The 26,740-nt window shown below is 64.8% G+C and carries 28 protein-coding genes; 8 read left to right on the forward strand and 20 right to left on the reverse strand.

Going from position 1 to position 26,740, the window contains the following annotated elements; all coding sequences use genetic code 11:
- Window positions 1–6: 6 nt before the first annotated feature.
- The 3 genes from holA (at window position 7) to LOY42_RS23450 (ending at window position 2,676) form a co-directional block, all read left to right on the forward strand.
- Complete coding sequence (gene holA, locus LOY42_RS23440) at window positions 7–1,044, forward strand: DNA polymerase III subunit delta (RefSeq protein WP_139668291.1); 1,038 nt, start codon at window positions 7–9, stop codon at window positions 1,042–1,044.
- Between the two features lie 91 nt (window positions 1,045–1,135).
- A complete protein-coding gene (gene arfA / locus LOY42_RS23445) occupies window positions 1,136–1,300 on the forward strand; it encodes an alternative ribosome rescue factor ArfA (RefSeq protein ID WP_023630277.1) in 165 nt (54 codons plus the stop codon).
- A gap of 62 nt (window positions 1,301–1,362) precedes the next feature.
- Window positions 1,363–2,676: a lytic murein transglycosylase gene (locus LOY42_RS23450; RefSeq protein ID WP_258599489.1), complete on the forward strand. Its 1,314-nt coding sequence runs from the start codon at window positions 1,363–1,365 to the stop codon at window positions 2,674–2,676.
- A gap of 34 nt (window positions 2,677–2,710) precedes the next feature.
- Here LOY42_RS23450 and LOY42_RS23455 read toward each other — a convergent pair whose 3' ends face one another.
- The 13 genes from LOY42_RS23455 to LOY42_RS23515 all read right to left on the reverse strand — a co-directional run bounded on the left by LOY42_RS23455 (window position 2,711) and on the right by LOY42_RS23515 (window position 15,169).
- Window positions 2,711–3,649 (reverse strand): LD-carboxypeptidase, encoded by a 939-nt coding sequence (locus LOY42_RS23455; protein ID WP_258599491.1) that lies wholly within the window; start codon window positions 3,647–3,649, stop codon window positions 2,711–2,713.
- Window positions 3,650–3,747: 98 nt separating this feature from the next.
- Window positions 3,748–4,764: a lipoyl synthase gene (gene lipA, locus LOY42_RS23460; protein WP_046857277.1), complete on the reverse strand. Its 1,017-nt coding sequence runs from the start codon at window positions 4,762–4,764 to the stop codon at window positions 3,748–3,750.
- 2 nt (window positions 4,765–4,766) lie between these two features.
- Window positions 4,767–5,414, reverse strand: a complete 648-nt coding sequence (lipB, locus tag LOY42_RS23465) for a lipoyl(octanoyl) transferase LipB (RefSeq protein WP_102683781.1) — start codon at window positions 5,412–5,414, stop codon at window positions 4,767–4,769.
- Window positions 5,414–5,689, reverse strand: coding sequence for a DUF493 domain-containing protein (locus LOY42_RS23470; RefSeq protein WP_023630272.1), 276 nt, complete (start codon window positions 5,687–5,689; stop codon window positions 5,414–5,416). Before LOY42_RS23470 ends, lipB begins: the two co-directional genes overlap by 1 nt.
- A gap of 70 nt (window positions 5,690–5,759) precedes the next feature.
- Complete coding sequence (locus tag LOY42_RS23475) at window positions 5,760–6,920, reverse strand: D-alanyl-D-alanine carboxypeptidase family protein (protein WP_046857279.1); 1,161 nt, start codon at window positions 6,918–6,920, stop codon at window positions 5,760–5,762.
- Between the two features lie 278 nt (window positions 6,921–7,198).
- Complete coding sequence (locus LOY42_RS23480; protein WP_258599495.1) at window positions 7,199–8,197, reverse strand: septal ring lytic transglycosylase RlpA family protein; 999 nt, start codon at window positions 8,195–8,197, stop codon at window positions 7,199–7,201.
- Entirely contained in the window at window positions 8,198–9,208 is a 1,011-nt protein-coding gene (mltB, locus tag LOY42_RS23485) for a lytic murein transglycosylase B (RefSeq protein ID WP_139668281.1), read from the reverse strand. It abuts the gene before it with no gap.
- A gap of 17 nt (window positions 9,209–9,225) precedes the next feature.
- Entirely contained in the window at window positions 9,226–10,329 is a 1,104-nt protein-coding gene (gene rodA / locus LOY42_RS23490) for a rod shape-determining protein RodA (protein WP_177485983.1), read from the reverse strand.
- A 38-nt stretch (window positions 10,330–10,367) separates the two neighbouring features.
- A complete protein-coding gene (gene mrdA, locus LOY42_RS23495) occupies window positions 10,368–12,266 on the reverse strand; it encodes a penicillin-binding protein 2 (protein ID WP_110703229.1) in 1,899 nt (632 codons plus the stop codon).
- Between the two features lie 17 nt (window positions 12,267–12,283).
- Window positions 12,284–12,751: a 23S rRNA (pseudouridine(1915)-N(3))-methyltransferase RlmH gene (gene rlmH / locus LOY42_RS23500; RefSeq protein ID WP_023631106.1), complete on the reverse strand. Its 468-nt coding sequence runs from the start codon at window positions 12,749–12,751 to the stop codon at window positions 12,284–12,286.
- 9 nt (window positions 12,752–12,760) lie between these two features.
- Window positions 12,761–13,192, reverse strand: a complete 432-nt coding sequence (gene rsfS, locus LOY42_RS23505; RefSeq protein WP_102683784.1) for a ribosome silencing factor — start codon at window positions 13,190–13,192, stop codon at window positions 12,761–12,763.
- Between the two features lie 44 nt (window positions 13,193–13,236).
- On the reverse strand, window positions 13,237–13,929 hold the full coding sequence (gene nadD / locus LOY42_RS23510; protein ID WP_102683785.1) for a nicotinate-nucleotide adenylyltransferase: 693 nt from the start codon (window positions 13,927–13,929) through the stop codon (window positions 13,237–13,239).
- Window positions 13,898–15,169: a glutamate-5-semialdehyde dehydrogenase gene (locus LOY42_RS23515; RefSeq protein ID WP_139668277.1), complete on the reverse strand. Its 1,272-nt coding sequence runs from the start codon at window positions 15,167–15,169 to the stop codon at window positions 13,898–13,900. The genes nadD and LOY42_RS23515 overlap by 32 nt, the downstream gene beginning before the upstream one ends.
- Window positions 15,170–15,466: 297 nt before the next feature.
- Between LOY42_RS23515 and LOY42_RS23520 the strand changes: the two genes are divergently transcribed.
- Together LOY42_RS23520 and LOY42_RS23525 are read left to right on the forward strand one after the other, a co-directional pair.
- Window positions 15,467–16,159 (forward strand): DNA-3-methyladenine glycosylase, encoded by a 693-nt coding sequence (locus LOY42_RS23520; RefSeq protein ID WP_139668275.1) that lies wholly within the window; start codon window positions 15,467–15,469, stop codon window positions 16,157–16,159.
- A 3-nt stretch (window positions 16,160–16,162) separates the two neighbouring features.
- Window positions 16,163–17,479 carry a bifunctional DedA family/phosphatase PAP2 family protein gene (locus LOY42_RS23525; protein WP_094012291.1) on the forward strand — a complete coding sequence of 439 codons (1,317 nt, stop codon included), beginning with the start codon at window positions 16,163–16,165 and terminating at the stop codon, window positions 17,477–17,479.
- A 54-nt stretch (window positions 17,480–17,533) separates the two neighbouring features.
- Here LOY42_RS23525 and LOY42_RS23530 read toward each other — a convergent pair whose 3' ends face one another.
- Genes LOY42_RS23530 through LOY42_RS23540 form a run of 3 tightly spaced genes read right to left on the reverse strand, consistent with a single transcriptional unit; the run spans window position 17,534 to window position 19,209 of the window.
- Window positions 17,534–18,124, reverse strand: coding sequence for an LON peptidase substrate-binding domain-containing protein (locus LOY42_RS23530; RefSeq protein WP_134692708.1), 591 nt, complete (start codon window positions 18,122–18,124; stop codon window positions 17,534–17,536).
- Between the two features lie 9 nt (window positions 18,125–18,133).
- Window positions 18,134–18,850, reverse strand: a complete 717-nt coding sequence (locus LOY42_RS23535; protein WP_258599500.1) for an LrgB family protein — start codon at window positions 18,848–18,850, stop codon at window positions 18,134–18,136.
- Window positions 18,847–19,209: a CidA/LrgA family protein gene (locus tag LOY42_RS23540; protein WP_258599502.1), complete on the reverse strand. Its 363-nt coding sequence runs from the start codon at window positions 19,207–19,209 to the stop codon at window positions 18,847–18,849. Before LOY42_RS23540 ends, LOY42_RS23535 begins: the two co-directional genes overlap by 4 nt.
- 151 nt (window positions 19,210–19,360) lie before the next feature.
- Here LOY42_RS23540 and LOY42_RS23545 point away from each other — a divergent pair, with 151 nt between their 5' ends.
- The 3 genes from LOY42_RS23545 to LOY42_RS23555 all read left to right on the forward strand — a co-directional run bounded on the left by LOY42_RS23545 (window position 19,361) and on the right by LOY42_RS23555 (window position 22,328).
- Window positions 19,361–19,816 (forward strand): MaoC family dehydratase, encoded by a 456-nt coding sequence (locus LOY42_RS23545; protein WP_023631661.1) that lies wholly within the window; start codon window positions 19,361–19,363, stop codon window positions 19,814–19,816.
- Between the two features lie 106 nt (window positions 19,817–19,922).
- A complete protein-coding gene (locus tag LOY42_RS23550) occupies window positions 19,923–21,656 on the forward strand; it encodes a C13 family peptidase (protein ID WP_258599504.1) in 1,734 nt (577 codons plus the stop codon).
- A gap of 27 nt (window positions 21,657–21,683) precedes the next feature.
- Window positions 21,684–22,328 carry an oxidoreductase gene (locus LOY42_RS23555; protein ID WP_102683793.1) on the forward strand — a complete coding sequence of 215 codons (645 nt, stop codon included), beginning with the start codon at window positions 21,684–21,686 and terminating at the stop codon, window positions 22,326–22,328.
- A 108-nt stretch (window positions 22,329–22,436) separates the two neighbouring features.
- Here the strand turns inward: LOY42_RS23555 and LOY42_RS23560 are convergent, their stop codons facing one another.
- From LOY42_RS23560 to LOY42_RS23575, 4 genes are all read right to left on the reverse strand, one after another.
- Window positions 22,437–22,697, reverse strand: coding sequence for a YceK/YidQ family lipoprotein (locus LOY42_RS23560; protein WP_372241201.1), 261 nt, complete (start codon window positions 22,695–22,697; stop codon window positions 22,437–22,439).
- A gap of 23 nt (window positions 22,698–22,720) precedes the next feature.
- Window positions 22,721–23,350 (reverse strand): flavin prenyltransferase UbiX, encoded by a 630-nt coding sequence (gene ubiX, locus LOY42_RS23565; protein WP_011532009.1) that lies wholly within the window; start codon window positions 23,348–23,350, stop codon window positions 22,721–22,723.
- Window positions 23,347–24,696, reverse strand: coding sequence for a UDP-N-acetylmuramate:L-alanyl-gamma-D-glutamyl-meso-diaminopimelate ligase (gene mpl / locus LOY42_RS23570; RefSeq protein ID WP_198754422.1), 1,350 nt, complete (start codon window positions 24,694–24,696; stop codon window positions 23,347–23,349). Before mpl ends, ubiX begins: the two co-directional genes overlap by 4 nt.
- Before the next feature lie 66 nt (window positions 24,697–24,762).
- Window positions 24,763–26,724 carry a sigma-54-dependent Fis family transcriptional regulator gene (locus LOY42_RS23575; protein ID WP_139668265.1) on the reverse strand — a complete coding sequence of 654 codons (1,962 nt, stop codon included), beginning with the start codon at window positions 26,722–26,724 and terminating at the stop codon, window positions 24,763–24,765.
- Window positions 26,725–26,740 lie beyond the last annotated feature (16 nt).

Below are 26,740 nucleotides of genomic sequence, written 5' to 3' on the forward strand. Positions count from 1 at the left end.
TTCGCCATGAAGCTCTCCCCCGCCCAACTCAACAAGCACCTGCAAGGCCAGCTGGCGCCCGTCTACATCGTCAGCGGTGACGACCCGCTGCTGTGCCAGGAGGCCGCCGACGCCATCCGCGGCGCCGCGCGCCAGCAGGGCTACGACGAACGCCAGGTGTTCAGCGCCGATGCCAACTTCGACTGGGGCAACCTGCTGCTGGCCGGTGCCAGCCTGTCGTTGTTCGCCCAGCGCCGGCTGCTGGAGCTGCGCCTGCCCTCGGGCAAGCCCGGCGACAAAGGCGCTGCCGCGCTGATGGAATACTGCGCCAACCCGGCCGAGGACACGCTGCTACTGATCAGCCTGCCCAAGCTCGATGGCAGCGCGCAGAAAACCAAGTGGGGCAAGGCCTTGATCGAAGGCGCGCACTGCCAGTTCATCCAGATCTGGCCGGTGGACGCCCAGCAACTACCGCAATGGATCAACCAGCGCCTGTCCCAGGCCGGCCTGTCGGCCCAGCGTGACGCCATCGACTTGATCGCCGCCCGGGTCGAGGGCAACCTGCTGGCCGCCGCCCAGGAGATCGAGAAGCTGAAGCTGCTGGCCGAGGGCAACCAGATCACCGTCGAGACTGTCCAGGCAGCCGTTGCCGACAGCGCCCGCTTCGATGTGTTCGGGCTGGTCGATGCCATTCTCAATGGCGAAGCAGCCCATGCCCTGCGCATGCTCGAAGGACTGCGCGGTGAAGGTGTCGAGCCGCCGGTCATTCTCTGGGCCCTTGCCCGCGAACTGCGCTTGCTGGCCGGGCTCGCACAGCAGTTCAGCCAGGGCGTGCCGCTGGACAAGGCCTTCAGCCAGGCGCGCCCACCGGTGTGGGACAAGCGCCGACCGCTGGTGAGCAAGGCCCTGCAGCGCCTCTCTGCGCAGCGCTGGGCCATGCTTCTGCAGGATGCCCAGCGTATCGATGCGCAGATCAAGGGCCAGGCCGAGGGCTCGCCGTGGACCAGTCTGGCGCGCCTGTCGCTGCTCATGGCCGGACAACGCCTGCCGCTGCCCGCCGAATAAAGCGCCGCGCCGCCATAAACACAATCAATTGGCTCACATAGCGCTACAGGCCTACAGTGCGCCCGCAATCCAACTAGACCGGGAACCCGCCATGAGCAAGAAGCCGAAAAAGCACGGCCCCAACAAGGCCAAGTCGATCATCGCCCAACCGCTGTTCCGCTGCCGCCAGGAACAGGCAGGAAAAGGCAAAGGCAGCTACCGCCGCGAAGCCTTCCAATCGAGAGATTGGGAGGCTTCCTGCTTTATGGCCGCCTGAAAAGGCATGAAATGCGCAGGCATGGTATGGTCGGCACCTGACCTGCAATTCTGGATCTGTGCATGCCCTCTCGTCTCACTCTCCGCTGGCAACCCCGCCAGCTGATCGCGGCCACAAGCTTCATCCTGCTCGTCGCCTGCGCCGAGAAACCCACCGCCGCCGATGCCCTGCCGCTGGCACCCGCCCAGCCCGCCCCCGTCGTAACGCTACCTGGCGCCACGCTCGATAGCAGCAACGAAATCCAGCCCCTGCAGACCTTCGCCCAATGGCAGGCCGGTTTCCGCGAGCAAGCCCTGCAAGCCGGGATCAGCGCCAACCTGTTCGACCGCGCCTTCCTCGGCGTCACCCCGGACATGGACGTGATCAAGGCTGACCGCAGCCAACCTGAGTTCACCCGCCCGGTCTGGGAGTACCTGGACGGCGCCCTGTCGCCACTGCGCGTACGCAACGGCAAGAAACTGCTCGAACAGAATAACGAGCTACTGGCACGCATCGAGCAACGCTACGGCGTCGACCGCCAGGTGCTGGTCTCGGTTTGGGGTATGGAGAGCAACTTCGGGCAGTTCCAGGGCAGCAAGTCAGTGATCCGTTCGCTGGCTACCCTGGCTTATGAAGGCCGTCGCCCCCAGTTCGCCCAGGACCAGTTGATCGCCGCCCTGCAGATCCTGCAAAACGGCGACATCCAGCCTGACGCGATGCGCGGCTCCTGGGCCGGCGCCATGGGCCAGACCCAGTTCATCCCGACTACCTACCTCACCCACGCGGTGGATTTCGACGGTGACGGTCGCCGCGACATCTGGAACAGCACCGCCGACGCCCTGGCGTCTACCGCCCACTACCTGCAGGCGTCCGGCTGGAAGCGCGGCCAGCCCTGGGGCTTCGAGGTACAGGTACCCGCCGGCTTCGACTACTGGCTCGCCGATGGCAGCCAGCGCAAGAGCGTCAGCGAATGGTTGCAACTAGGTGTGAAACTGCCCGCTGGTACCGCATTGCCCACCGGCAGCAACCAGCTGTCCGCCGCCCTGCTGCTGCCCGCCGGGGCCCGTGGGCCGGCGTTCCTGGTACTGGACAACTTCCGCGCGATCCTCAAGTACAACAACTCGTCTTCCTATGCGCTGGCGGTGAGCCTGCTGGGGGATCGCTTCTACGGTTGGGGGTTCATTGCCGGCAGCTGGCCGAAAGAAGACCTGCCGCTGAGCCGCAGTGAACGTATCGAACTGCAGACCTTGCTCAACGCCAGTGGCCATGAGGCAGGCAATCCTGACGGGATCATCGGCGCCAATACCCGCAAGGCCATTCGCAATGCGCAGCAGGCGCAGGGCTGGCCGGCAGATGGTTATCCGACGCACAAGCTGCTCGACAGCCTGCGTCGCTAGAAAGTACTGGGGCCGCAAAGCGGCCCCAACTGTTTCAGGCCTTGAACAAGGCCTGCTCGAGCACCAGCCGTTTCGCTCCCGCCTCGAGCCTGACCTGCGCGCCCAATGGCAGGCACACATTCGGATCACAATGCCCGCTGCGCCACCCCGCCAGCACCGGCACCCCGAGCGGGCCGAAGATATCCAGCAGCAAGGGCGTCATGGCCGCGACCGTGATCCCGGCAAAATCCCCCACCAGTACACCACGCACACCCTCCAGCTTGCCGGCCAGGCGCAATTGGGTCAGCAGGCGGTCGACACGATAGAGCGGCTCGTTGACGTCCTCGATGAACAGGATGCTGTCCCGGGTGTCGACTTCAGCCAACGTCCCCAGCGTGGTGCCGAGCAGCGACAGGTTGCCACCGACCAGACGCCCGCTGGCAACACCGGACACCACGCTGGTGAGCGCAAAAGCCGCTGGATGGTCGATCGCATCACCCGCCCCCAGCCGCCCCCTCAACTGCCCGAACAGAGAGCTGACGGTGGGCTCGAGCTTGCCCCCCAGCAGGTCGGCATTGAGCATTGCGCCATGGAAGGCCAGCATCCCGGTATGTCGATTGAGCGCCGAATGCAGGGCGGTGATGTCGCTGTAACCCACCAAAGGCTTGGGATGGCGGCGGATCAGCTCGAAGTCGATGCGGTCCAGCAGGCGCATGCTGCCGTAACCGCCGCGCATGCACAGGATAGCGTCGATGTCCGGGGCGCTGAACGCATCGTGCAAGTCGCGCAGGCGCTGTTCGTCGCTACCGGCAAGGTAACCGTCCGCCTGCAGCACCCCAGGATAGATGCGGCATTGCTGGCCACGGTCTTCGAACCACCGGCGGGCCTTGTCGGTATCCAGCCGTGCCGGACCGGCCGGGGCGACGATGGCGAAACGGGCGTTGTCAGGCAGGGCCTTGGGCAACAGGTACTCGGCAGTTTCCAGGCAATTCATCGCGCCACTCCTTGCAGCTTGTCGCTTGAAACTTGTAGCTCAAAAAAAAGCCGATGCCGCCTTCCGGCGCGCATCGGCATGTCCCGCTCAAGCCCGTCTCAGAGCTTGATCTTGGCTTCGTGGGCCTGCTGGTCGGCGTGGTACGACGAGCGTACCAGAGGACCGGAGGCGACGTTCTTGAAGCCCATCTTGTAACCTTCCTCGGCGAACCAGGCGAAGGTGTCCGGGTGCACGAAGCGCTGTACCGGCAAGTGGTTGCGCGACGGCTGCAGGTACTGGCCGAGGGTGAGCATGTCGATATCGTGCTCGCGCATGCGGTGCATCACCTCGATGACCTCCTCGTCAGTCTCGCCCAGGCCCAGCATCAGGCCGGACTTGGTCGGTACGTGCGGGACCATCTGCTTGAACTTCTGCAGCAGGTCCAACGACCAGTCGTAGTCCGAACCTGGGCGTGCGGCCTTGTACAGGCGCGGCACTGTCTCGAGGTTGTGGTTGAACACGTCCGGCGGGGTTTGCGCGGTGATTTCCAGCGCCACGTCCATGCGGCCGCGGTAGTCCGGTACCAGGGTTTCCAGTTGCACGCCCGGCGACAACGCGCGGATCTCGCGAATGCAGTCGGCGAAATGCTGGGCACCGCCGTCACGCAGGTCATCGCGGTCCACCGAGGTGATCACCACGTACTTCAGGCGCAGATCGGCGATGGCCACGGCCAGGTTCTTCGGCTCGTCGACATCCAGCGGCTTCGGCCGGCCGTGACCGACGTCACAGAACGGGCAGCGGCGGGTGCAGATGTCGCCCATGATCATGAAGGTGGCGGTACCGCCAGAGAAGCACTCACCCAGGTTCGGGCAGGAGGCTTCTTCGCATACGCTGTGCAGCTTGTGCTTGCGCAGCAGTTGCTTGATGCGGTCGACTTCCGGGGAAACCGGAATGCGCACGCGGATCCAGTCGGGCTTTTTCGGCAGCTCTTCGGTGGGAATGATCTTCACCGGGATACGTGCCACTTTGTCGGCGCCACGCAGCTTCACGCCGGCTTCCACTTTTTTAGGAGCAGGGCGTGGGGTGACGTCTTGCGTCGGGATCAGGTTCGGCACGGCTTCTTGCACAGTTGTCATAATCAGTCGATTCCGCCCGTCAGGGTCGTCTGCTCAGCATAGTCGAGGTGCTTGACCAGCTGTCCGCGCAGCCTTGTCCTGACCTCAATGAGTTCGATCGGACCTGCCAGGTCGCGCAGCTGGGTCATGGCCAGCCCCGCATACCCACAGGGGTTGATTCGGCGGAATGGCGCAAGGTCCATGTCCACGTTCAGGGCAAGGCCGTGGAACGAACGGCCATTGCGGATTCGAAGGCCTAGGGACGCGATCTTCGCGCCATCGACATAGACGCCCGGGGCGTCGGGTTTGGCCAGCGCCTGCACGCCATAGCTGGCGAGCAGGTCGATGAGGGTCTGCTCGATGCGGCTGACCAGCTCGCGCACGCCGATACTCAGGCGGCGCACGTCCAGCAGCAGGTAGGCCACCAGCTGGCCGGGGCCATGGTAGGTGACCTGGCCGCCGCGGTCGGTCTGCACCACTGGTATCTCGCCGGGGATCAGCAGGTGCTCGGCCTTGCCGGCCTGGCCCTGGGTGAACACCGGAGGATGCTCGACCAGCCAGACTTCGTCCAGGCTGTCCGGGCCACGCTGCTCGGTAAAGCGACGCATGGCCTCCAGCACCGGTTCATAGGGCTGCAGGCCAAGATCGCGAAAACCGAGGCAAGCGGGCATCACAGCACCATTTTCACGATGCCGGTAGCGCGCAAGGCGCTGTTGATGTCATGCAACTGGTCCTCACCGGTGGCAACGATATGCAGCTGCACCGTGGTGTACTTGCCTTCCTTGCTCTGGCGTTCGGCCAACGTCGAGAGGTCGACCTTGGCGTACTTGCTGAGAATTTCGATTACCGTGTCCTTGAAACCGACAACGGTGTCACCGATCACCTTGATCGGGTAATCCTCGCAGGGGAACTCGATCTTGTGCGACTTGACGTCTTCTTCGCTCATGGCGGAAACGGCCTCGTAAGCCGTGGCAGCAGCGCCCCCGCCTGGTTCACGGGGGCGTGCAAGTCACGTATCAGTTGAACAAACCGTAGAAGAACAGGCGGATGCTGTCCCACATACGGCCGAAGAAACCTGCTTCCTCGACACCGTCAAGGGCGATGAGGTCGGCACTGTGAACCACTTTCTCGTCCAGTTTGACTTCCACTTTGCCGATCACGTCACCTTTGGCGATAGGCGCGGTCAGTTGCGGGTTCATGGTCATCGAAGCCTGGAGGCGTTTCAATTGGCCTTTAGGCATGGTCATGGTCAGGTCGTTGGCCAGGCCGGCTTTCACCTGGTTGGTCGCGCCTTTCCATACCGGGGCTTGAGTCAGCTCGGTGCCTTTCTGGTAGAAGGTCTGGGTTTCGAAGAAGCGGAAACCGTAAGTCAGCAGCTTCTGGGTCTCGGCGGCCCGCGATTGCTCGCTGTTGGTACCGAACACCACGGCGATCAGACGCTGGCCGTCACGCACGGCCGAGGCGACCATGCAGTAGCCGGCTTCGTCGGTGTGGCCGGTCTTCAGGCCGTCGACGGTCTTGTCGCGCCACAGCAGCAGGTTGCGGTTCGGCTGCTTGATGTTGTTCCAGAAGAACTCTTTCTGCGAATAGATGGCGTAGTGTGCCGGATCCTCGTTGATGATCGCACGTGCCAGCAGGGCCATGTCATGGGCCGAAGAGTAGTGCTCCGGGTTCGGCAGGCCGGTGGGGTTCATGAAGTGGCTGTTGGCCATGCCCAGGTCGGTGGCGGTCTTGTTCATCATGTCGGCGAAGGCATCTTCGCTGCCGGCGATGTGCTCGGACAGGGCGACCGATGCATCGTTGCCGGACTGGATGATGATGCCGTGCAGCAGGTCGCTGACGGTCACCTGGCTGCCGACCTTGATGAACATGCGCGAACCGCCGGTGCGCCAGGCGTTCTCGCTGACGGTCACCGGGTCGTTCTCGCCAATCTGGCCACGACGGATGTCCAGGGTGGCGATGTAGGCGGTCATCAGCTTGGTCAGGCTGGCTGGCGGCAGGCGCTCGTCACCGTTGTTCTCGACCAGCACGTTGCCGCTGGACGCGTCCATGAGTACATAGGACTTGGCGGCCAGTTGCGGTGGTGCCGGCATCATCTGCTCCGCTGCGAAGGCAGCAGGGGTGATCAGCAGCAGAACAGGCAGGCAAAGTCGTTTGGCAAGGTTGGTGATGTTCATCCGTCTCTCGTAAATCGCTAATGGTCTGATGTTCCGTGGGCAACTTCATTTGCCCAGCGCCCCGTCAGTCTAGTTTTATGGCCTGTGGCCTGGCCCAAAAAGTGCGGCGTAATGCCGCTGCGGGCAAAAACGGGCATTGTACATATCATTGCCCGGCAATTCATGAACAAACCGACAGGTCGGCGTATCGGTTCATCGCGGGGCAAGCCCGCTCCCACGCCGTTCGGAGCACCTGACGTGGGAGCGGGCTTGTCCCGCGATGAAGCTGAAGCGACCGATCAGTCAGTGACCACCTTGGCCTGGCCGAGATTGGCCAGGCGAATGCTGTCCTGAGCTTGCTGGATCTCGCCCTGGCTGCTGATCGGTCCCAGGCGCACACGGTGCAGGGTCTGCTGGTTGCGCACGACGGAGCTGATGAATACCGGCGCGCTGACCATGGTGCTCAGCTTCGAGCGCAGCAATTCGGCGGCGTCCGGGTTGGCGAACGCGCCCACTTGCAGGATGCTGCCGCCGCTGGCGTTCGGCACATTGTTGCCGCCCACCTGCACCGGCACCACCGGCGCCGCGTGCTGCTGCGGCGGCGGGGTCCACTGCTCGACGCGCCCGGTGCTGGCGGCGATCGGCTGGGCCTGGGCCACCTGCGGCTCCTTGAGCACCATCGGCGGCTGCTGGCCACGCTGGGCCCACCATTGCTGCGGGTCGATGCCTTCGACGCGCACGTGCGCGGTGCCGCTTTCGGCATAGCCCAGCTTCTTCGCAGCAGCGTAGGACAGATCGATGATACGGTCGGAATAGAACGGGCCACGGTCGTTGACCCTCAGGATCACGCTGCGCCCGTTGGCCAGATTGGTCACCCGCACGTAAGCAGGCAGCGGCAGGGTCTTGTGCGCCGCGCTCATGCCGTAGAGGTCATAGAGCTCGCCGTTGGCAGTGTTCTGACCATGGAACTTGGTGCCATACCACGAAGCGGTACCCTCGGCGCGGTAGTTGCGCGAATCCTGCATCGGGTAGTAGGTCTTGCCCAGCACCGTGTACGGGTTGGCCTTGTAGTTGCCGGTGTGCACGGTCGGGGTGGCGTCGGGGATCTTGTTGACGTCCACGTCCCACCAAGGCGCGCCGTCCTTGTGGGCACGGTTGATGTCCAGGCCCGGTTGCGCACGCACGGTGTTGCCGCTCTGCGGGGTGGAGGGCCGACTGGACGAGCAACTGGCCAGCACCAGGCCGACGGCGACGCAGGTGAGCAGTTTTACGGTATTTGCAGTGAAGAGTTCGCGCATTTACTTGACGCCCCGTGCCAGAACCAGCTGTTGCGAAAGCTGATGCACCGCCATGGCATACATCACGCTGCGGTTGTAGCGAGTGATCGCGTAGAAATTCTTCAGGCCCATCCAGTACTCAGGGCCGTATTCACCTTCCAGGCGGAAGGCGGTGACCGGCAGATCATCGCGCAGCGCATCATGACTCGACCAGCCCAGCGCCCGCAACTGCGCGACCGTCTTCACCGGCTCGATACCGCTGGTCAGGCCTTCGTCGGCGCGCTCGCCACGCACGGTGGCACGGCTGACCACAGGCTCCCCGGCCACCCAGCCGTGGCGCTTGAAGTAGCTGGCGACGCTGCCGATGGCATCGTCCGGGTTGTTCCAGATGTTGATGTGCCCGTCGCCATCGAAGTCCACGGCATAGGCGCGGAAGCTGCTCGGCATGAACTGCGGCAGGCCCATGGCACCAGCGTAGGAGCCCTTGAGCGTGAGCGGGTCGAGTTGCTCTTCGCGGGCCAGCAGGAGGAATTCGCGCAGCTCCTTGCGGAAGAATTCGGCGCGCGGCGGGTAATCGAAGCCCAGCGTGGACAGCGCGTCGATCACACGGTAATTGCCGGTATTGCGGCCGAAGAAGGTTTCCACCCCGATGATCGAGACAATCACCTGCGCCGGCACGCCGTATTCCTGCTCGGCGCGAGCCAGCACGGCCTCGTGCTGGCGCCAGAAGTCCACGCCACGAGCGATGCGTGCATCGGTGATGAACATCGGGCGATATTCCTTCCACGGCTTGACCCGTTCGGCCGGACGCGAAATCGCGTCGAGGATCGCCTGCTTGCGCTGCACCTCGCGGAACACACCCATCAGTTGCTCGCCGGCAAAGCCGTAGTCGCGAGTCATCTCGCCAACGAACTCGACCACTTGCGGCGAGCCGTCATAGTCACCGGCATTAGCCTGCTGGACTGCGCCAAGCAAACCCAACACGCCGAACCACGGCGCCAGGCGGGCAGCCCAGCCACGCACTGCTTGCATGAAATTCTTCACCTTTTTCAAACCTGTGCGATCCATTTGCGGTGCGTATGGATCGACATCAGAACGCCAAACGCTGACAGCAGCGTCACCAACGAAGTTCCGCCATAGCTGATAAAGGGCAGCGGCACGCCCACCACGGGCAAAAGGCCGCTGACCATACCGATATTGACGAACACATAAACAAAGAAGGTCATGGTCAGGCTGCCCGCGAGCAGCTTGCCGAACAGGGTCTGGGCCTGGGCGGTGATCATCAGCCCGCGACCGATCAACAGGATGTAGATCAGCAGCAGCAGGCAGATGCCGACCAGGCCGAACTCCTCGCCGAGCACGGCGATGATGAAGTCGGTGTGGCTCTCGGGCAGGAAGTCCAGGTGCGACTGGGTGCCCAGCAGCCAGCCCTTGCCGAACACACCGCCCGAACCGATCGCCGCCTTCGACTGGATGATGTTCCAGCCGGTACCCAGCGGGTCGCTTTCCGGGTCGAGGAAGGTCAGCACGCGCTGCTTCTGGTAGTCGTGCATGACGAAGAACCACATCGCCACCGCCACCGGCACCGCCGCCGCGATCACACTGACGATCCAGCGCCAGCGCAGCCCCCCCATGAACAGCACGAACGCTCCCGAGGCCAGGATCAGCAATGCCGTACCCAGGTCAGGTTGGCGCACGATGAGGATGAACGGCATGCCGATCAGGATCAGGCTGATCGCCACATGCTTGAGGTGTGGCGGCAAGGTGCGCTTGGACAGGTACCAGGCGATGGTCGCCGGCATGATGATCTTCATGAACTCCGAGGGCTGGAAGCGGATCACCCCTGGAATATTGATCCATCGCGTCGCGCCCATGGCGTTGTGGCCCATCACGTCCACCACGATCAACAGGAACACCCCTGCCAGGTAGGCCAGTGGCACCCAACGCGCCATGAAGCGTGGCTCGAGCTGGGCGATGATGAACATTGACACCAGCCCGATGCCGAACGAGCTGGCCTGCTTCATCAGCAGATCCCAGTTCTTGCCGCTGGCCGAATACAGTACGAACAGGCTGCCGGCGGCGAGCGTCAGCAGGATAAGCAGCAAGGGGCCGTCGATATGGATGCGCTGCAGGAAGCTGGCGCGCCTGCGCATCACGTCCTCGCTGGAGAGCATGCGGTCGAAGTTGTTCTTCACGGGGCCGATTCCTGGGCGACTGTAGCAGGGGCGAACTCGGGCTTGAGCCGGCCATTCTCGTCAAGCAGCCAGGCATCCATGACCTGGCGTACCACGGGGGCGGCGACGCCGGAGCCGGACTCGCCGTTCTCGACCATGACCGAGACCACGATCCTCGGGTCGTCGGCCGGGGCGAAGGCGACAAACAGGGCATGGTCGCGGTGTCGTTCCTGGAGTTTGTTGCGGTCGTACTTCTCGCCCTGCTTGATCGCCACTACCTGTGCGGTACCGCTCTTGCCGGCGATGCGGTACTGCGAGCCTATGGCGGCCTTGCGGGCGGTCCCGCGGGCGCCGTGCATCACCTGCTCCATGCCGTGGGTGACCCGGGCCCAGTCGGACTTGTCGCGCAGAACAATGTTTTCCATGGGGTTCTCGTCCACCGGTGGCTGGCCTTCTATGGTCTTGGCCAGGTGCGGGCGGTTCCACACGCCTTTGTTGGCGATCAGCGCGGTGGCCTGGGCCAGTTGCAGCGGCGTGGTCTGCATGTAGCCCTGGCCAATGCCGAGAATCAGGGTTTCGCCGGGGAACCAGGCCTGGCGGCGGGTGGCGCGCTTCCATTCGCGGGACGGCATCAAGCCGGGCGACTCCTCGAACATGTCCAGGGCGACTTTCTGCCCGATACCGAACTTGTTCATGTAGCTGGACAGCCGGTCGATGCCCATCTTGTGCGCGAGATCGTAGAAGTACGTATCGTTTGACCGCATGATCGCCACATCCAGATCAACCCAGCCATCGCCGCTGCGGTTCCAGTTGCGATATTTGTGATCGTAGTTGGGCAGTTGGTAGTAACCCGGGTCGAACACCCGGCTGCCCGCCGTCACCACGCCACTGTCGAGCCCGGCGATCGCCACCGCAGGCTTGATGGTCGAGCCCGGCGGGTAGAGGCCGCGCAGCACGCGGTTGAACAGCGGTCGGTCGATCGAGTCGCGCAGTTCGGCGTAAGCCTTGAAGCCGATACCGGTGACGAATAGATTGGGGTCGAAACTCGGCTGGCTGACCATCGCCAGCACTTCGCCGGTGCGTGGATCGAGGGCGACGATGGCGCCACGGCGCCCCCCCAACGCCTGCTCGGCGGCTTCCTGCAGCTTGATGTCGAGGCTCAGGACAATATCCTTGCCCGGCTTCGGATCGGTACGCTTGAGCACCCGCAGTACGCGCCCCCGAGCGTTGGTCTCGACTTCCTCATAGCCCACTTGGCCATGCAGTTCGTCTTCGTAGAAGCGCTCGATGCCGGTCTTGCCGATATGGTGGGTGCCGCTGTAGTTCACCGGGTCGAGTGTCTTGAGCTCCTTCTCGTTGATCCGCCCGACATAGCCCACCGAATGGGCGAAGTGCGCGCCCTGGGGATAGTGGCGGACCAGCTGCGCGGCCACTTCCACACCAGGCAGACGGAACTGGTTGACCGCGATGCGGGCAATCTGTTCTTCGTTGAGCTCGAACAGGATCGGCACCGGCTCGAATGGCCTGCGCCCCTGCTTCATGCGTTTCTCGAACAGGGCACGGTCGTCAGGGGTAAGCTCGAGCACCTCGACGATCACGTCCAGCACTTCCTGCCATTTGCCAGCATTGCCGGCGCGCTCGCGGGTCATCACCAGGCTGAAGCTGGGGCGGTTGTCGGCCACCACCACACCGTTGCGGTCGAAGATCAGCCCGCGGGTCGGCGGGATCGGCTGCACATGCACCCGGTTGTTCTCCGACAGCGTCGAGTGATAGTCGTACTGGATGACCTGCAGGTAATACAGCCGGGCGATCAATACGCAGACGAGCAGCACCACCGCCACGGCGCCCACGACGACGCGGTTGCGCACCAGGCGGGCGTCTTTCTCGTGGTCCTTGAGGCGGATCTGCTGCGGCATCGGACAGGCTTACAGGTTCATTTGTGGTAGGGATGCCCGGACAACACGGTCCAGGCGCGGTAGATCTGCTCGCCGATGAGTATCCTTACCAACGGGTGCGGCAACGTCAGCGGCGACAGCGACCAGCGCTGTTCGCTGCGCGCGCAGACTTCCGGCGCCAGCCCTTCCGGGCCGCCCACCATCAGGTTGACCGTGCGCGCATCCAGGCGCCAACGGTCCAGCTCGCCCGCCAGTTGCTCGGTACTCCAGGGCTTGCCATGGACCTCGAGGGTGACGATGCGTTCCCCAGGCTGCACCTTGCTCAGCATCGCCTCGCCCTCCTGACGGATCAGGCGGGCGACATCGGCGTTCTTGCCGCGGGTGTTCAGCGGGATTTCCACCAGCTCCAGCGCAAGCTCGGGGGGCAGGCGCTTGGCATATTCATGCCAGCCTTCCTCGACCCACTTGGGCATGCGCGAGCCGACCGCGATCAGACGCAGACGCACGGCGCTTCCTTATTCCCGGTCTTTGAGCTTGTCGGTGAAGTAGTCGCTGGCGTTTTCCGGGCTGTGGTGCTTGGCATCGGCGGCACGGCTCTGCTCGGCGCCCAACCACAGGCGCTCCAGGTCGTAGAACTGGCGGGCAGCGGCAGTCATCATGTGCACGATGACGTCGTTCAGGTCCAGCAGCACCCAGTCGCTGTCGCCCTTGCCTTCTTCACCCAGCGGCTGTGCGCCTTGTTTCTTGACCGCTTCACGGACCTTTTCCAGCATCGCGTTGATCTGGCGGTTGGAGGTACCGGTGGCAATGATCATGTAGTCGGTCAGGCTGTGCTTTTCACGCACGTCGATGACCTGGATGTCCTGGGCCTTGACGTCCTCCAGAGCCGTGATGGTCAGTTTGACCAGCTCTTCGCCACTGATGCCATTGATTTTCTGCTTGCTCATATAAAACTCGTTCAACTCGTTGGATGAGGCGCCCACTGGCGCCGTCAGTTGGACACACGATACAGGTCGTGTGCCTCGATATAGGCCAGTACTGCGTCCGGCACCAGGAACCGCACCGACTTGCCGCTGGCCAGCAGCTGTCGGATTTGCGTGGCGGACACCGCAAGCGGAGTCTGCCAGACGAACGAAATGTGCCCCGCCGGGCCGGACATGGCGGTGGGATCGCTCTCCGAGCGCGCCGCCAGCAGGTTGCGCAGCTCGTCAGGGGGTTCGACATCGGCATCCGGGCGTTGCAGCACCAGGATGTGACAGTGTTGCAGCAGTTCTTCCCAGCGATGCCAGCTGGGCAGGCCGCAGAATGCGTCCCAGCCCAGCACCAGGAACAACTGGTCGTGCGCGCTCAGTTCGCCGCGGATCGACTCCAGTGTGTCGATGGTGTACGACGGCTTGTCGCGGGCCAGCTCGCGGGCGTCCACGCTCAGGCGCTCGACACCCTGCACGGCGCCGCGCACCATGGCCAGGCGATCCTGCGCGGCCACCTGCGGGGTGTCGCGGTGAGGCGGCCGGGCGTTGGGCAGCAGGCGCAGTTCGTCCAGGCACATGAATTCGGCCACTTCCAGCGCACTGCGCAGGTGACCGATATGCACCGGGTCGAAGGTGCCGCCGAGAATGCCGACGCGCCGGACTGCGACAGGGTTGCTCAACTCAGCACGGCTCCTGGCCGCGCAGCTGGCCATCGCCGATCACCACGTACTTCTCGCAGGTCAGGCCTTCCAGGCCGACTGGGCCGCGGGCATGCAACTTGTCGGTGGAGATACCGATTTCCGCGCCCAGGCCGTATTCGAAGCCGTCGGCGAAGCAGGTCGGGGTGTTGAGCATGACCGATGCCGAGTCGACCTCGGCCATGAAGCGCCGGGCCTGGCCCTGGTGCTCGGTGATGATCGAATCGGTGTGGTGCGAGCCGTAATGGTTGATGTGCTCGATGGCCTGCTCCAGGCCGTCGACAACGCGGATCGACAGGATCGCGTCGAGGTATTCAGTGTGCCAGTCGTCTTCGCTGGCTGGCTTGACGGCGATGAACGCCCGGGTGCGCTCGCAACCGCGCAGCTCGACGCCCTTGTCCTGGAAACGGCGGGCCATTTCCGGCAGGAAGCGCTCGGCCACCGACTGATCCACCAGCAGCGTCTCCATGGCGCCGCAGATACCGTAACGGTAGGTCTTGGCGTTGAAGGCAACGCGCCAGGCCTTGTCCAGATCGGCGTGGGCATCGACGAAGATGTGGCAGATACCGTCCAGGTGCTTGATCACCGGTACCCGGGCATCGCGGCTGATGCGTTCGATCAGGCCGCGGCCGCCACGGGGCACGATGACATCGACGAATTCCGGCATGCTGATCAGCGCGCCCACGGCTTCGCGGTCGGTGGTCTCGACCACCTGCACCACTGCCGGCGGCAGGCCGGCCTCGGCCAGGCCCCGCTGGATGCAGGTGGCGATGGCACGGTTGGAATGGATGGCTTCGGAGCCGCCGCGCAGGATGGTGGCGTTGCCCGACTTCAGGCACAGGCTGGCGGCATCGATGGTCACGTTGGGGCGCGACTCGTAGATGATACCGATCACCCCCAGCGGCACGCGCATCTTGCCGACCTGGATCCCCGACGGGCGGTGGCTCATGTCGCGGATGGCGCCGACCGGGTCCGGCAGGCTGGCCACCTGGCGCAGGCCGGTGATCATGCCGTCGATGCGCGCCGGGGTCAGCGCCAGGCGCTCGAGCAGCGCGGGTTCCAGGCCGTTCTTGCGGCCATTGGCCAGGTCCTGTTCGTTGGCTGCGGTGAGCGCGTCGCGGGCCGCGTCGAGAGCGTCGGCGGCGGCCTGCAGGGCGCGGTTCTTCTGCGCGGTGCTGGCACGGCCGATCACCCGCGAGGCCTCACGGGCGGCGCGACCCAGGCGGGTCATGTAGTCAAGAACGGACTCGGTCATGGGTTCGGTGTCTTGGCAAAGGGGAAATCGGCTGATTATAACTGGAGCGCTCGGGTACGCCCAGCGGCGGGTGGCGGATGGTAGAAAATGGCTGCCGCCAATACGTAGGAAAGATGTAACCACCCGTATCGAAACACACCTCAGCGTCATCGCGGGGCAAGCCCGCTCCCACGCCCTACGGGGCATGCAGCCATTTGCGTGGGAGCGGGCTTGCCCCGCGATAGCGTCAACTTGATTCAGCCTCGATTAAGCCATTCATTGCTATCATCCCCGCCTTCACAGCCACGAACCGCCCGTATGTCCGCCCCAGCCCCCTGCCCGGCCCGCGCCCTGCCCGACAGTTTCTTCGATCGCGATGCGCAGACCCTCGCCCGCGACCTGCTGGGCAAGGTCATCCGTCACCGCCAGGGCGACCTCTGGCTGGCGGCGCGCATCATCGAAACCGAGGCCTACTACCTCACCGACAAGGGCAGCCATGCGTCCCTGGGCTTCACCGAGAAGCGCAAGGCGCTGTTCCTCGATGGCGGGCATATCTACATGTACTACGCCCGCGGCGGCGATTCGCTGAATTTCAGCGCCCAGGGCCCGGGCAACGCGGTGCTGATCAAGTCCGCCTACCCCTGGATCGACGCCATCTCCGACGCCAACAGCCTGGCCCGGATGCAACTGAACAACCCCGACACCAGCGGCAACCTGCGCCCGCCCGAGCGCCTGTGCAACGGCCAGACCCTGCTGTGCCGCGCCATGGGCCTGAAGGTACCGCACTGGGATGCCCGGCGCTTCGACCCTGAGCGCCTGTACGTCGAGGACTGCGGCATCGAGGTACCCCGGGTGATCAAGACCACGCGCCTGGGCATTCCCCATGGCCGCGACGAACACCTGCCCTATCGCTTCGTAGACGCCGAATTCGCGCGTTTCTGCACCCGAAACCCGCTGCGGCGCGGCCAGGTCGAAGGGCAAGATTTCTTCATGCTTGAACAAGGAAACTGAACCATGGGCCAATGGCTGGACAGCCTGACCACCTGGCTTGGCGCCAACCCTCAGTGGCTGGGCCTGGCAATCTTCCTCGTGGCCTGCGTCGAATGCCTGGCCATCGCCGGCATCATCGTGCCTGGCACCGTGCTGCTGTTCGCCGTCGCCGTGCTGGCCGGCAGCGGCACCTTCAGCCTGGGCGAAACGCTATTGCTGGGTTTCCTCGGTGGCATGCTCGGCGACGCGATCTCTTATGCCATCGGCAAGTACTTCCACCAGAACATCCGCCGCCTGCCGTTGCTGCGCAGCCACCCGGAGTGGATTGGCAGCGCCGAGGCGTACTTCCAGCGCTATGGTATCGCCAGCCTGCTGGTCGGCCGCTTCATCGGCCCGCTGCGGCCGATGCTGCCGATGGTCGCCGGCATGTTCGATATGCCCCTGCCGCGCTTCATCGCGGTCAGCCTGGTGGCTGGCGCCGGTTGGTCGGTGGCCTACCTGCTGCCCGGCTGGGCCACCGGCGCGGCGATGCGCCTGCCACTGCCGGAAGGCTTCTGGCTGGACGCGGGGATTGTCATGGGCACCCTGGCGGTGCTGATCGGCCTGAGCCTGAGCACCAGCATCCGCGATCAACGCCACGGCACCCGCCTGATCGCCGCCCTCAGCGGCCTGGCGGTAGCAGCGCTGTTCATCGGCTGGCGCTATTTGAGCGAATTCGACCAGGGCGTGATGACCCTGGTGCAGGAGCACCGCAGCCAGGCCATCGACGGCGCCGTGGTGGTGATCACCCGCCTGGGCGACTTCCGTACCCAGTTCTTCCTCGGTGGCTTGCTCACGGGCCTGTTGCTGCTGGCCCGGCAATGGCGCCACGCGCTGTTCGCCGGCGCGACACTGATCGGTACAGCCCTGGCCAACGGCACGCTGAAATGGCTGTTCGCCCGCGCCCGCCCCGAGGTGTTGACCGACCCGCTGACCAGCTACAGCATGCCCAGCGGGCATAGCTCGGCATCGTTCGCCTTCTTCCTGGTGCTGGCAGTGCTGGCCGGGCGCGGCCAGCCGCCGCGCATGCGCCTGACCTGGGTGCTGCTGGGATGCATTCCGGCCCTGGCCATCGCACTGTCGCGGGTATACCTGGGCGCGCACTGGCCAACCGATATCCTCGCCGGCGCGCTGCTGGCATGCTGCGTGTGCGCGCTGAGCCTGACCCTGGTGCAATATCGCCAGCCGCTCACGGCGCTGCCGCAGCGGGTATGGTGGCTGGTATTGCCAGCGTGCATCGCGTTGCTGACGTTCTTTGCCCTGCACGCGCTGCCCAAGGCGTTGCTGCGCTACCAATACTGACGGCCATCCCCGGGCAGCCCGCTCCTACCGAACATCGGAGCGGGCCTGGATGGTTCAGGCGAACAACTCGCCCTGGATCCGTTCCAGCAATGCCTGGATCGCCTCCAGCCTCAACTGCGGCGAGTCGATGGCCAGCAGGTCGAGCTTGTCCTCTTCCACGAACGGCAACAGGTAGGCCAACTGGTTGGCCAACGCCTGTCGCCCGTCGACATCCCGCGGCATGTCCAGCGCCTCGACCATCGGGTGTTCGCCCAGGGCCAGCAGCAGCGCCAGCAGGTCATCGTCCTGCTCCTGCAGCGGCCCATCCGCCAGTTCCGACAGCCACTGCACCTGGCCGACCATCAACTGGTCCTTCTGCACCTCGGTGCGCTCGACACGAAAACGCCGCACGCCCTCTACGCGGATGCCCAGCAGGCCGTTGTCCTGCTGCACGAAGTCGCGGATCAGCGCCTCGCAGCCGACCGACGCCACCACCGGCGCCGCCTTGCCCACCTGCTCGCCTTCCAGGATGCATACCACGCCAAAGCCTTCACCCTGCTTCATGCAACGGCCGATCATGTCCAGGTAGCGCGCCTCGAAGATCTGCAGATCGAGCAGGCAACCGGGGAACAGCACGGTATTGAGGGGAAACAGCGGTAATGTCATGTCGATTCCTCAAGCCACCAGGCTGACCGCCAACGGCAGGAACACCGCCGTGGCCACCCCCATCAGGCTCATCGCCAGCGCGGCGAAGGCGCCGCATTCGTCACTTTCCTGCAAAGCCACCGATGTGCCCACCGCGTGAGCGGTGACGCCCAGCGCCATGCCCCGGGCCGCGGGGCTGAGCACGCCGAAGCGGCTTAGCAGCGCCGGGCCGAAGATCGCACCGATCACCCCGGTGATCAGCACGAACACCGCGGCGAGGGCCGCCACACCACCAATCTGCTCGGCCACCAGCATGGCAATCGGCGAGGTAACCGACTTCGGCGCCATGGTCATCAGGATCATGTGCTCGGCGCCAAACCACCAGCCCAGCGCCAGACACGCCACGGTGGCGAACAGGCCTCCGATTACCAGCGTAGTAAATGTCGGCCAGAACAGCTGGCGGATCCGCCGCAGGTTCAGGTAGAGCGGCACCGCCAAGGCCACGGTGGCCGGGCCCAGGAGGATGTTCATGATCTCGGTGCTCTTGCGGTACTCGGCGTAGTCGATGCCGCAGACAAGCAGGATGCCGATCACCCCCAGCATCGACACCAGCACCGGTTGCAGGAAGATCCAGCGGGTCTTTTCATAACCTGCCAGCACCAGCTGGTAGGCGGCCAAGGTGATGCCGATGCCGAACAGCGGATGGTGGATGACCGCGTCGAGCGCGCCTTGCCAATCGAGGGTCATGGCTGCTCCTCGTGCTTGCCCTGGCGCTGGATGAGTTTCTGCATCAGCACGCCGACGAACACCAAGGTGGTCAGGCAGGAAATCAACAGCGCCCCGACGATGGCCCAGAAGTCCGCCGCGATGTCCCTGGCATAGACCATCACCCCCACCGCCGGCGGCACCAGCAGCAGCGGCAGGTAGCGCAGCAGGCTGCCAGCGGCCTCGTTGAGCGGCTGGCTGACTTCGCCACGAACCATCAGGAACACCAGCAGCAGCAACAGGCCGATGATGGGTCCGGGCAGGATGTGCAGGAACAAATGGTTGATCGCCGTTCCCAGCAACTGGAACAGCACCAGCCAGGTCAGACCACGCAACAGCATAGGGACCTCCGTCAGAACATGGCGGCCATTATAAGCACGCTAAGCAATTGCCTATAAGGCGATATTCGGCGAAAAACGGGCAACTTGACTGAAACGGTGCAGCGTGCTGATCTTGAACATTCGTACCAAATGACAATCTGGAGATGTCGCGATGCCCTATGTACCCGTTACAGAGCTTTCGCAGTACGTTGGCAAGGAGCTGGGCCGTTCCCAATGGCTGAAGATCGACCAAGAACGCATCAATCTGTTCGCCGAAGCCACCGGCGATTTCCAGTTCATCCATGTCGATCCGGTGAAAGCGGCCAAGACCCCGTTCGGCAGCACCATCGCCCATGGCTTCCTTACCCTGTCGCTGATCCCCAAGCTGATGGAAGACATTCTCGTGCTGCCCGAAGGGCTGAAGATGGTGGTCAACTACGGCTTGGACAGTGTGCGTTTCATCCAGCCGGTGAAGGTCGACAGCCAGGTACGACTCAAAGTCGACCTGACCGACGCTACCGAGAAGAAGCCCGGGCAATGGCTGCTCAAGGCCACGGTAACCCTTGAAATCGAAGGCGAAGAGAAGCCGGCCTACATCGCCGAACCACTGTCACTCTGCTTCGTCTGATCACCACACCGCGCCTGGTGCAGACGCACGGGGCGCGCAGCGCCCCAATTCACGGCCTGGCGTATTCTGCGGCATACTCGGCGCATCGTTTTCCCCGGAAGCCGCCATGCGCCCCCTGCTCCCTCTCACCCTGATCCTGCTGCTCGCCGCCTGTGGCGAAGGCGAATCCCTGTCTCCGCCGGACGCGCGCCTGCCCGATGGCGGTCGCTACCGTGGTCAGGTGGTGAACGGCCTGCTGCAGGGCGAGGGGCGTATCGACTACCCCAACGGCAGCTGGTACGCCGGCAACTTCAAGGATGGCCAGTGGCACGGCCAAGGTGAATGGCATGGCAGCAACGGCGAGGTCTACCGTGGACAGTTCAGTGAAGGCCTGTTCCAGGGCCTGGGCGACCTGACCACGCCCGGCAGCCACTACGCCGGCACCTTCAAGCATGGCCGCCGGGATGGCGAAGGCACCCTCAAGCAACACGACCAGACCTACCGCGGCCAGTTCAAGGACGACCAGTACGAAGGCGCGGGGCAGTTGGAGCTGGCTGACGGCAGCCGCTACCAGGGCCTGTTCGCCAAGGGCAAGCCGAACGGTGCCGGGGTACGCAGCGATGCCAGCGGCAACCAGTTCAGCGGCCACTTCATCGAGGGCCAACTACAGGGTGCCGGCACCTACGACAGCGCCGACGGCGAACAGTACATCGGCGAGTTCAAGGACAATCGCCTCGAGGGCCGTGGCCGCTACGAGAGCGCCGAAGGCGACGTCTGGATCGGCGACTTCAAGGACGGATCGCTGACCGGCCAGGGCGAACTGCTGGGCAGCGATGGCAGCCGCTACAAGGGTGGCTTCCGTGACTGGCGCTTCGCTGGCACCGGCACCTTGCAACTGGCCGACGGTAGCCAGTATGTCGGCGGTTTCGCCGACGATGCCTACCACGGGCGTGGCAAGCTGACCCACCCGGATGGTCGCAGCGAAGCCGGCACCTGGGTCAACGGCGTGCGCGTGCGCGACGCCCAGGGCAAGCTTTTGCCCGACCCGCTCGACCTTGCCCTGCTCAACCAGGGCAAGCTGCTGGCCGACGCCCTGGCCAAGGTGCCGGCGTCGATCCCGCCGGTGCAGCTGTACAGCCTGGTGGTGGCCGGCGACGGCCAGCAGAGCGTGTTCCTGCGCGAAGCCGACTATGTCAGCAACATGCTCAAGGTGCGTTTCGGCGCCCATGGCCAGGTCACCCTGGTCAACCACCGCGACCACCTGGCCGATCGGCCCATGGCCACCCGCGAGAACCTCACCCGCGCCGCCCGCACCCTGGCCGAGCGCAGCGGCCCCGAGGACCTGGTGTTCATCTACCTGACCAGCCATGGCAGCCACGATCACCAACTGGTGCTCGACCAGCCACGCCTGCAACTGGCCGATTTGTCCGCCGACGAGCTGGCCAGCGCCCTTGCCCCGCTGAAGGACCGCGACAAGGTGATCGTCATCTCCGCCTGCTATTCCGGTGGCTACATCGCCCCGCTCAAGGACGACCGCACCCTGGTCATGACCGCCGCCCGGCCTGACCGGGTGTCATTCGGCTGTTCGGAAGAGGCCGACTTCACCTACTTCGGCGACGCCCTGTTCGCCCAGGCGTTGAACCAGACCGACGATCTGAAACAGGCGTTTGAACTGGCGCGGCAAAGCGTTGCCGAACGAGAACGAAGGGAAGGTTTCGAAGCCTCTGAGCCGCAGCTCTGGGCGCCGCCGGCGGTGATCAGCCACTGGCAGCGTCTGCGCCGCCAACAAGCCGAGCACGCCCTGCGCAATGAAGCCCAGCCAGCTTCGGGGGATCAGGCAAAAAACCCTGGTGCCCACTAAGCTGTGTAGTAACGAGGGAGAGACACCATGTACCTGACGCCTCAGCATGTCCTGCTTGCCGGTGCCACGGGTCTGACAGGTGAACACCTGCTCGACCGCCTGCTCAACGAGCCCACCATCAGCCGCGTGCTGGCGCCCACGCGCCGCCCGCTGGCCGAGCACCCGCACCTGGAAAACCCGGTGGGTGACCCGGCCATGTTTCTCCCGCAACTGGCCGGCCGTGTCGACATCGCCTTCTGCTGCCTGGGCACCACGCTAAAGCAGGCCGGTTCCGAGACGGCCTTCCGCGCTGTGGACCTGGACATGGTCGTGGCCTTCAGCAAACGCGCCCGGGAGTTGGGCGCCCGCCATCTGCTGGTGATCAGCGCCCTGGGCGCCGATCCGAAGTCGTCGATCTTCTACAACCGGGTCAAGGGCGAGATGGAGGAAGCCCTAAAGCAGCAGGATTGGCCGCAATTGACCATCGTGCGGCCTTCACTGTTGCTGGGCGAGCGGATCGAGCCACGGCTGGGTGAGCGCATGGCCGCACCGTTCGCCCGCCTGATACCGGGCAAGTACCGCGGCATCGAGGCTTGCACCCTGGCCCGGGCGCTTTGGCGCCTGGCGTTGGAGGAGGAGGACGGGATTCGCGTGGTCGAGTCGGACGAGTTGCGCAAGCTGGGGAAGAAATAGTCAATCCTGAGCCGCCCCAATCGCCGGCAAGCCGGCTCCCACAAGTGATTGCGTAACCCTGTGGGAGCCGGCTTGCCGGCGATTGGGCTGCGCAGTAGCCCTTGGTTATCAAAGACCGCCCGTGGCGTTGAACCCCACCCCCGCCGCTGTCAGCAACGACAACGGCAGCAGCAGCGTATCGAGCAACGCGCTCCCAGGCAGGTCCAGCCCCGGATAGGCCGGCGCCTCGGCCCCGAACCGGTCCTCTGGGCAGCACCCGCCATTGATCACGTACAGGTCAAGCCGTGTCCCGGCATACACCACCGGCGCCCCGGGCTTGTTGGCATCCAGGGTGCGCACCGTGGCGCAGCCACCGAGCTGGGCCAGCATCAGCAGCCCCAGCACCAGCCGCCTCAATCATCGACCCCATGATGATGCTCGCCCCAGCGCGGCAGCATGTCCTGCGGGATATTCAGCAGGTTCAGGATGCGTGCCACGACGAAGTCGACCAGGTCGTCGATGGTCTGCGGCTGGTGGTAGAAGCCCGGCGCCGCCGGCAGGATCACCGCACCCATCTGCGACAGCTTGAGCATGTTCTCCAGGTGGATGGTCGAGAATGGTGCCTCGCGCGGAACCAGGATCAACTGACGACGTTCCTTGAGAGTCACGTCGGCCGCCCGCTCGATCAGGTTGTTGCAGGCACCGGTGGCAATCGCCGACAGGGTGCCGGTGGAACACGGCACCACCACCATCGCCGCCGGCGCGCCGGAGCCCGAAGCCACCGGCGACATCCAGTCCTCCTTGCCATACACGCGGATCTGCCCGTCGGCCGCGCCGGTGTACTCGGTCAGGAACGCCTGCATGGCCTGGGGCTTGGCTGGCAACACCACGTCGGTCTCTGTAGCCATCACTAGTTGCGCGGCCTTTGAGATGAGGAAATGCACCTCGCGGTCCTCGCGCACCAGGCAATCGAGCAGGCGCAGGCCATACTGCGCCCCGGAGGCGCCGGTCATGGCCAGGGTGATGCGTTCCGGTCCGCTCACTTCAGCGCCTCGGCCAGCTTGCCGTGCAGGCCGCCGAAGCCGCCGTTGCTCATGATCACCACATGGGTGCCCGGGCGGGCCTGGCCCTTGATGCGCTCGATGATCGCCTCGAGGCTGTCGGCCACTACGCTCGGCACCTTGCACTGCGCGGCGGTGCCGGCCAGGTCCCAGCCCAGGTTGGGCGGTGCGTACCAGATCACCTGGTCGGCGTCGTTGACGCTTTCCGGCAGGCCGTCGCGGTGCGCGCCCAGCTTCATGGAGTTGGAGCGCGGCTCGATCACCGCAATCACCGGAGCCTCGCCTACGCGCTTGCGCAGGCCATCGAGGGTAGTGGCGATGGCGGTCGGGTGGTGGGCGAAGTCGTCGTAGATGGTCACGCCGTTAACCTCGGCAACCAGCTCCATACGGCGCTTGACGCTCTTGAATGCGCTCAGGCCTTCGATACCCATGGCCGGTGCGACGCCGACATGGCGGGCAGCGGCCAGGGTGGCCAGGGCGTTGGCGACGTTGTGCTGGCCGGTCAGCGCCCAATCGACCACGCCCTGCGTCTGGCCTTCGAACAGCACTTCGAAGCGCGAGCCATCGGCGCTGAGCAGGCGCGCCTGCCACTGGCCACCCTCGCCCGTGGTCTGCACCGGGGTCCAGCAGCCCATGCCGATGACGCGCTCCAGCGCCTGCTCGGTGGTCGGGTGAATGACCAGGCCCTCACTGGGAATGGTGCGAACCAAGTGGTGAAACTGCCGCTCGATGGACGCCAAGTCGGGGAAGATGTCCGCGTGATCGAACTCGAGATTGTTGAGGATCGCGGTACGCGGATGGTAGTGCACGAACTTGGAGCGCTTGTCGAAGAAAGCGCTGTCGTATTCGTCGGCCTCGACCACGAAGAACGGCGTATCGCCCAGGCGCGCCGACACCGAGAAGTTCTGCGGCACGCCGCCGATCAGGAAGCCCGGGCTCATGCCGGCGTGTTCCAGCACCCAGGCCAGCATGCTGCTGGTGGTGGTCTTGCCATGGGTGCCGGCCACGGCCAGTACCCAGCGGCCCTGCAGCACATGGTCGGCCAGCCACTGCGGGCCCGATACGTACGGCAGGCCCTTGTTCAGCACGTACTCCACCGCCGGGTTGCCCCGCGACATGGCGTTGCCAACCACCACCAGGTCGGGTGCTGGCTCCAGCTGGGCCGGGTCGTAGCCTTGGGTCAGCTCGATGCCCTGGGCCTCGAGCTGGGTGCTCATCGGCGGATACACGTTGGCGTCGGAGCCGGTGACGCGGTGGCCAAGGTCCTTGGCCAGCACCGCCAGCGAACCCATGAAAGTGCCACAAATACCGAGAATATGAATATGCATTATCGACCTCGCAAAACGTCGAGGCAGGGTAGCCCAGGGCGAGGGAAATCGCACCCGCTGTTTCGCTCAGCAGGCCTTGGCTATGCCATGTTTGCGCAGTTTTCGATACAAGGTATTGCGGCTGATGCCCAGGTGCTCGGCGACGTGGGTCATGTGCCAGTGGTTTGCCTCCAGGGCGCTGAGCAAGGCCTGGCGCTCGGCACTTTCGAGGGCGTGGGAGCGGGCTTGCCCCGCGATGGCGTCGGCAGTGCCACCGGTGTTGTCTGGTCGTGCGCCGTCGCGGGGCAAGTCGCATCGGCGCACCGCCGCTCCCACGTTGCGCACCACCAGCGGGAGATCCCGATACTCGACTCGCCCCTCCTCGCACAACGCCACCACGGTTCGCAGCACATTCCTCATTTGCCGCACGTTCCCCGGCCAGGCAAAATCCAGCAGCGCCTGCCGTGCCTTCGGTTCGATTTCGATGACCTGCCCTTCGGCCTCCTGGGCCAGCAGGAAATCCAGCAACTGTACCTTGTCGCTACGCTCGCGCAACGCCGGCAAGGCTACTTCCAGGCCATTGAGCCGATAATAAAGGTCTTCGCGGAACCCGCCTTGCGCCACTCGCTCCAGCAGGTCACGGTGGGTGGCGCTGATGATCCGCACATCCACCGCCTGCGGCTCACCACCGATCGGCACTACCTGGCGCTCTTCCAGTACCCGCAGCAAGCGAGTCTGCAGCGCCAACGGCATGTCGCCGATCTCGTCCAGCAGCAAGGTGCCGCCATCGGCCTGCAGCAGCTTGCCGCGCATGCCTTCCTTGCGCGCACCGGTGAAACTGCCGCCGCGATAGCCGAACAGCTCGCTCTCGATCAGGCTCTCCGGAATCGATGCGCAGTTGATCGCCACGAACGGCTTGTCATGGCGTGCGCTGGCCTGGTGCACCGCCTGGGCAAAAGCTTCCTTGCCGCAACCGGTTTCGCCGCGCAACAGCAGCGGCACGTCACGTTCGAACACCCGCACGGCGCGGCGAAAGTCCTCGCGCAAGGCCGGATCGAGCAGGCAGATGCCCGGCGCAGCGGTCTGGGGCAAGGCCACCGGCACCGACCACACCGGTGCCCGCGCCTGGCCGCGCAGGCTGGCGAATACCTGGCGACCGTCGCGGGTATACAGCGGCCACGCGCTGCTGCCCTGGGGCGTGGCGCGGCTGAACAATTCGTCGTGGCTGCAGGCGAAGAACCTGTCCAATGGCTTGCCCAGCACTCCACCACGGATGGTCCCCAGCAGGTTCAACGCGCTCTGGTTGGCGGCGCAGATCCGCCCGTCGCCATCGAAGGCCAGCAGGCCCTCGCTGAACAGCCCGACCGACTCGGCCTGCAGGTGGAAACGCAGCAGCCATTGCTGCTCGAAGTGGCGCAGGAAGTAGCAGCTCTCGATCATCTTCGCCGACAGGTTGACCAGCGCCATGGTGTGGAACTGGCTCTGGCGCGAGACATCGGGCCGCGCCGACGACACATCGAGTACCGCCAGCAACTCGCCGTGTGGGTCGAATACCGGGCTGGCCGAGCAGGTCAGCCCTGTATGGCGGCCACGGAAGTGCTCGTCCTGGTGAATGGTCAGGGCTTGGCGCTCGACCAGGCAGGTACCGATACCGTTGGTGCCCTCGCGGGCCTCGCTCCAGTCGGCGCCGAGCCACAACCCGGCACGCTCGAAGATGCGCCGCTCGCTGGGCGCGGTGACGCAGTTGAGGATCACCCCACGAGCATCGGTCAGCAGCACCGCGTGCCCGGCACCGGACAACTGCTGGTGCAGGCTGTTCATCTCGTTGTCGGCGATCTGCAGCACCTGGCGCAGGCGCTCGCGGCTCTCCAGCAGGCGGCCGTGTTCGAGCACCACCGGTGCCTGGACCCGCGCGGGGTCGAGGTGGTAGTCCTCCAGGCAACGCAGCCAGGAGCGGGCGATGGACGGGTCGCTGCCCGGCCCGCTGGTCTGGCCTTGGGCGACCGTGAGCACTTGCTGGGCATGGCGGCTGAACGGATTGCTCTGCATTTCTTGTTGTTCTCCG

The sequence above is a fragment of the Pseudomonas sp. B21-023 genome, assembly GCF_024749165.1.
In the GTDB taxonomy this organism is placed as follows: Bacteria; Pseudomonadota; Gammaproteobacteria; order Pseudomonadales; family Pseudomonadaceae; genus Aquipseudomonas.

Bases quoted from the DNA above. Each gene is read 5' to 3' on its own strand.
- holA (WP_139668291.1), top strand. From the start codon at position 7: ATGAAGCTCTCCCCCGCCCAACTCAACAAGCACCTGCAAGGCCAGCTG.
- arfA (WP_023630277.1), top strand. From the start codon at position 1,136: ATGAGCAAGAAGCCGAAAAAGCACGGCCCCAACAAGGCCAAGTCGATC.
- LOY42_RS23450 (WP_258599489.1), top strand. From the start codon at position 1,363: ATGCCCTCTCGTCTCACTCTCCGCTGGCAACCCCGCCAGCTGATCGCG.
- LOY42_RS23455 (WP_258599491.1), bottom strand. From the start codon at position 3,649: ATGAATTGCCTGGAAACTGCCGAGTACCTGTTGCCCAAGGCCCTGCCT.
- lipA (WP_046857277.1), bottom strand. From the start codon at position 4,764: ATGACAACTGTGCAAGAAGCCGTGCCGAACCTGATCCCGACGCAAGAC.
- lipB (WP_102683781.1), bottom strand. From the start codon at position 5,414: ATGCCCGCTTGCCTCGGTTTTCGCGATCTTGGCCTGCAGCCCTATGAA.
- LOY42_RS23470 (WP_023630272.1), bottom strand. From the start codon at position 5,689: ATGAGCGAAGAAGACGTCAAGTCGCACAAGATCGAGTTCCCCTGCGAG.
- LOY42_RS23475 (WP_046857279.1), bottom strand. From the start codon at position 6,920: ATGAACATCACCAACCTTGCCAAACGACTTTGCCTGCCTGTTCTGCTG.
- LOY42_RS23480 (WP_258599495.1), bottom strand. From the start codon at position 8,197: ATGCGCGAACTCTTCACTGCAAATACCGTAAAACTGCTCACCTGCGTC.
- mltB (WP_139668281.1), bottom strand. From the start codon at position 9,208: ATGCAAGCAGTGCGTGGCTGGGCTGCCCGCCTGGCGCCGTGGTTCGGC.
- rodA (WP_177485983.1), bottom strand. From the start codon at position 10,329: ATGCGCAGGCGCGCCAGCTTCCTGCAGCGCATCCATATCGACGGCCCC.
- mrdA (WP_110703229.1), bottom strand. From the start codon at position 12,266: ATGCCGCAGCAGATCCGCCTCAAGGACCACGAGAAAGACGCCCGCCTG.
- rsfS (WP_102683784.1), bottom strand. From the start codon at position 13,192: ATGAGCAAGCAGAAAATCAATGGCATCAGTGGCGAAGAGCTGGTCAAA.
- nadD (WP_102683785.1), bottom strand. From the start codon at position 13,929: ATGGCCAGCTGCGCGGCCAGGAGCCGTGCTGAGTTGAGCAACCCTGTC.
- LOY42_RS23515 (WP_139668277.1), bottom strand. From the start codon at position 15,169: ATGACCGAGTCCGTTCTTGACTACATGACCCGCCTGGGTCGCGCCGCC.
- LOY42_RS23520 (WP_139668275.1), top strand. From the start codon at position 15,467: ATGTCCGCCCCAGCCCCCTGCCCGGCCCGCGCCCTGCCCGACAGTTTC.
- LOY42_RS23525 (WP_094012291.1), top strand. From the start codon at position 16,163: ATGGGCCAATGGCTGGACAGCCTGACCACCTGGCTTGGCGCCAACCCT.
- LOY42_RS23530 (WP_134692708.1), bottom strand. From the start codon at position 18,124: ATGACATTACCGCTGTTTCCCCTCAATACCGTGCTGTTCCCCGGTTGC.
- LOY42_RS23535 (WP_258599500.1), bottom strand. From the start codon at position 18,850: ATGACCCTCGATTGGCAAGGCGCGCTCGACGCGGTCATCCACCATCCG.
- LOY42_RS23540 (WP_258599502.1), bottom strand. From the start codon at position 19,209: ATGCTGTTGCGTGGTCTGACCTGGCTGGTGCTGTTCCAGTTGCTGGGA.
- LOY42_RS23545 (WP_023631661.1), top strand. From the start codon at position 19,361: ATGCCCTATGTACCCGTTACAGAGCTTTCGCAGTACGTTGGCAAGGAG.
- LOY42_RS23550 (WP_258599504.1), top strand. From the start codon at position 19,923: ATGCGCCCCCTGCTCCCTCTCACCCTGATCCTGCTGCTCGCCGCCTGT.
- LOY42_RS23555 (WP_102683793.1), top strand. From the start codon at position 21,684: ATGTACCTGACGCCTCAGCATGTCCTGCTTGCCGGTGCCACGGGTCTG.
- LOY42_RS23560 (WP_372241201.1), bottom strand. From the start codon at position 22,697: ATGCTGGCCCAGCTCGGTGGCTGCGCCACGGTGCGCACCCTGGATGCC.
- mpl (WP_198754422.1), bottom strand. From the start codon at position 24,696: ATGCATATTCATATTCTCGGTATTTGTGGCACTTTCATGGGTTCGCTG.
- LOY42_RS23575 (WP_139668265.1), bottom strand. From the start codon at position 26,724: ATGCAGAGCAATCCGTTCAGCCGCCATGCCCAGCAAGTGCTCACGGTC.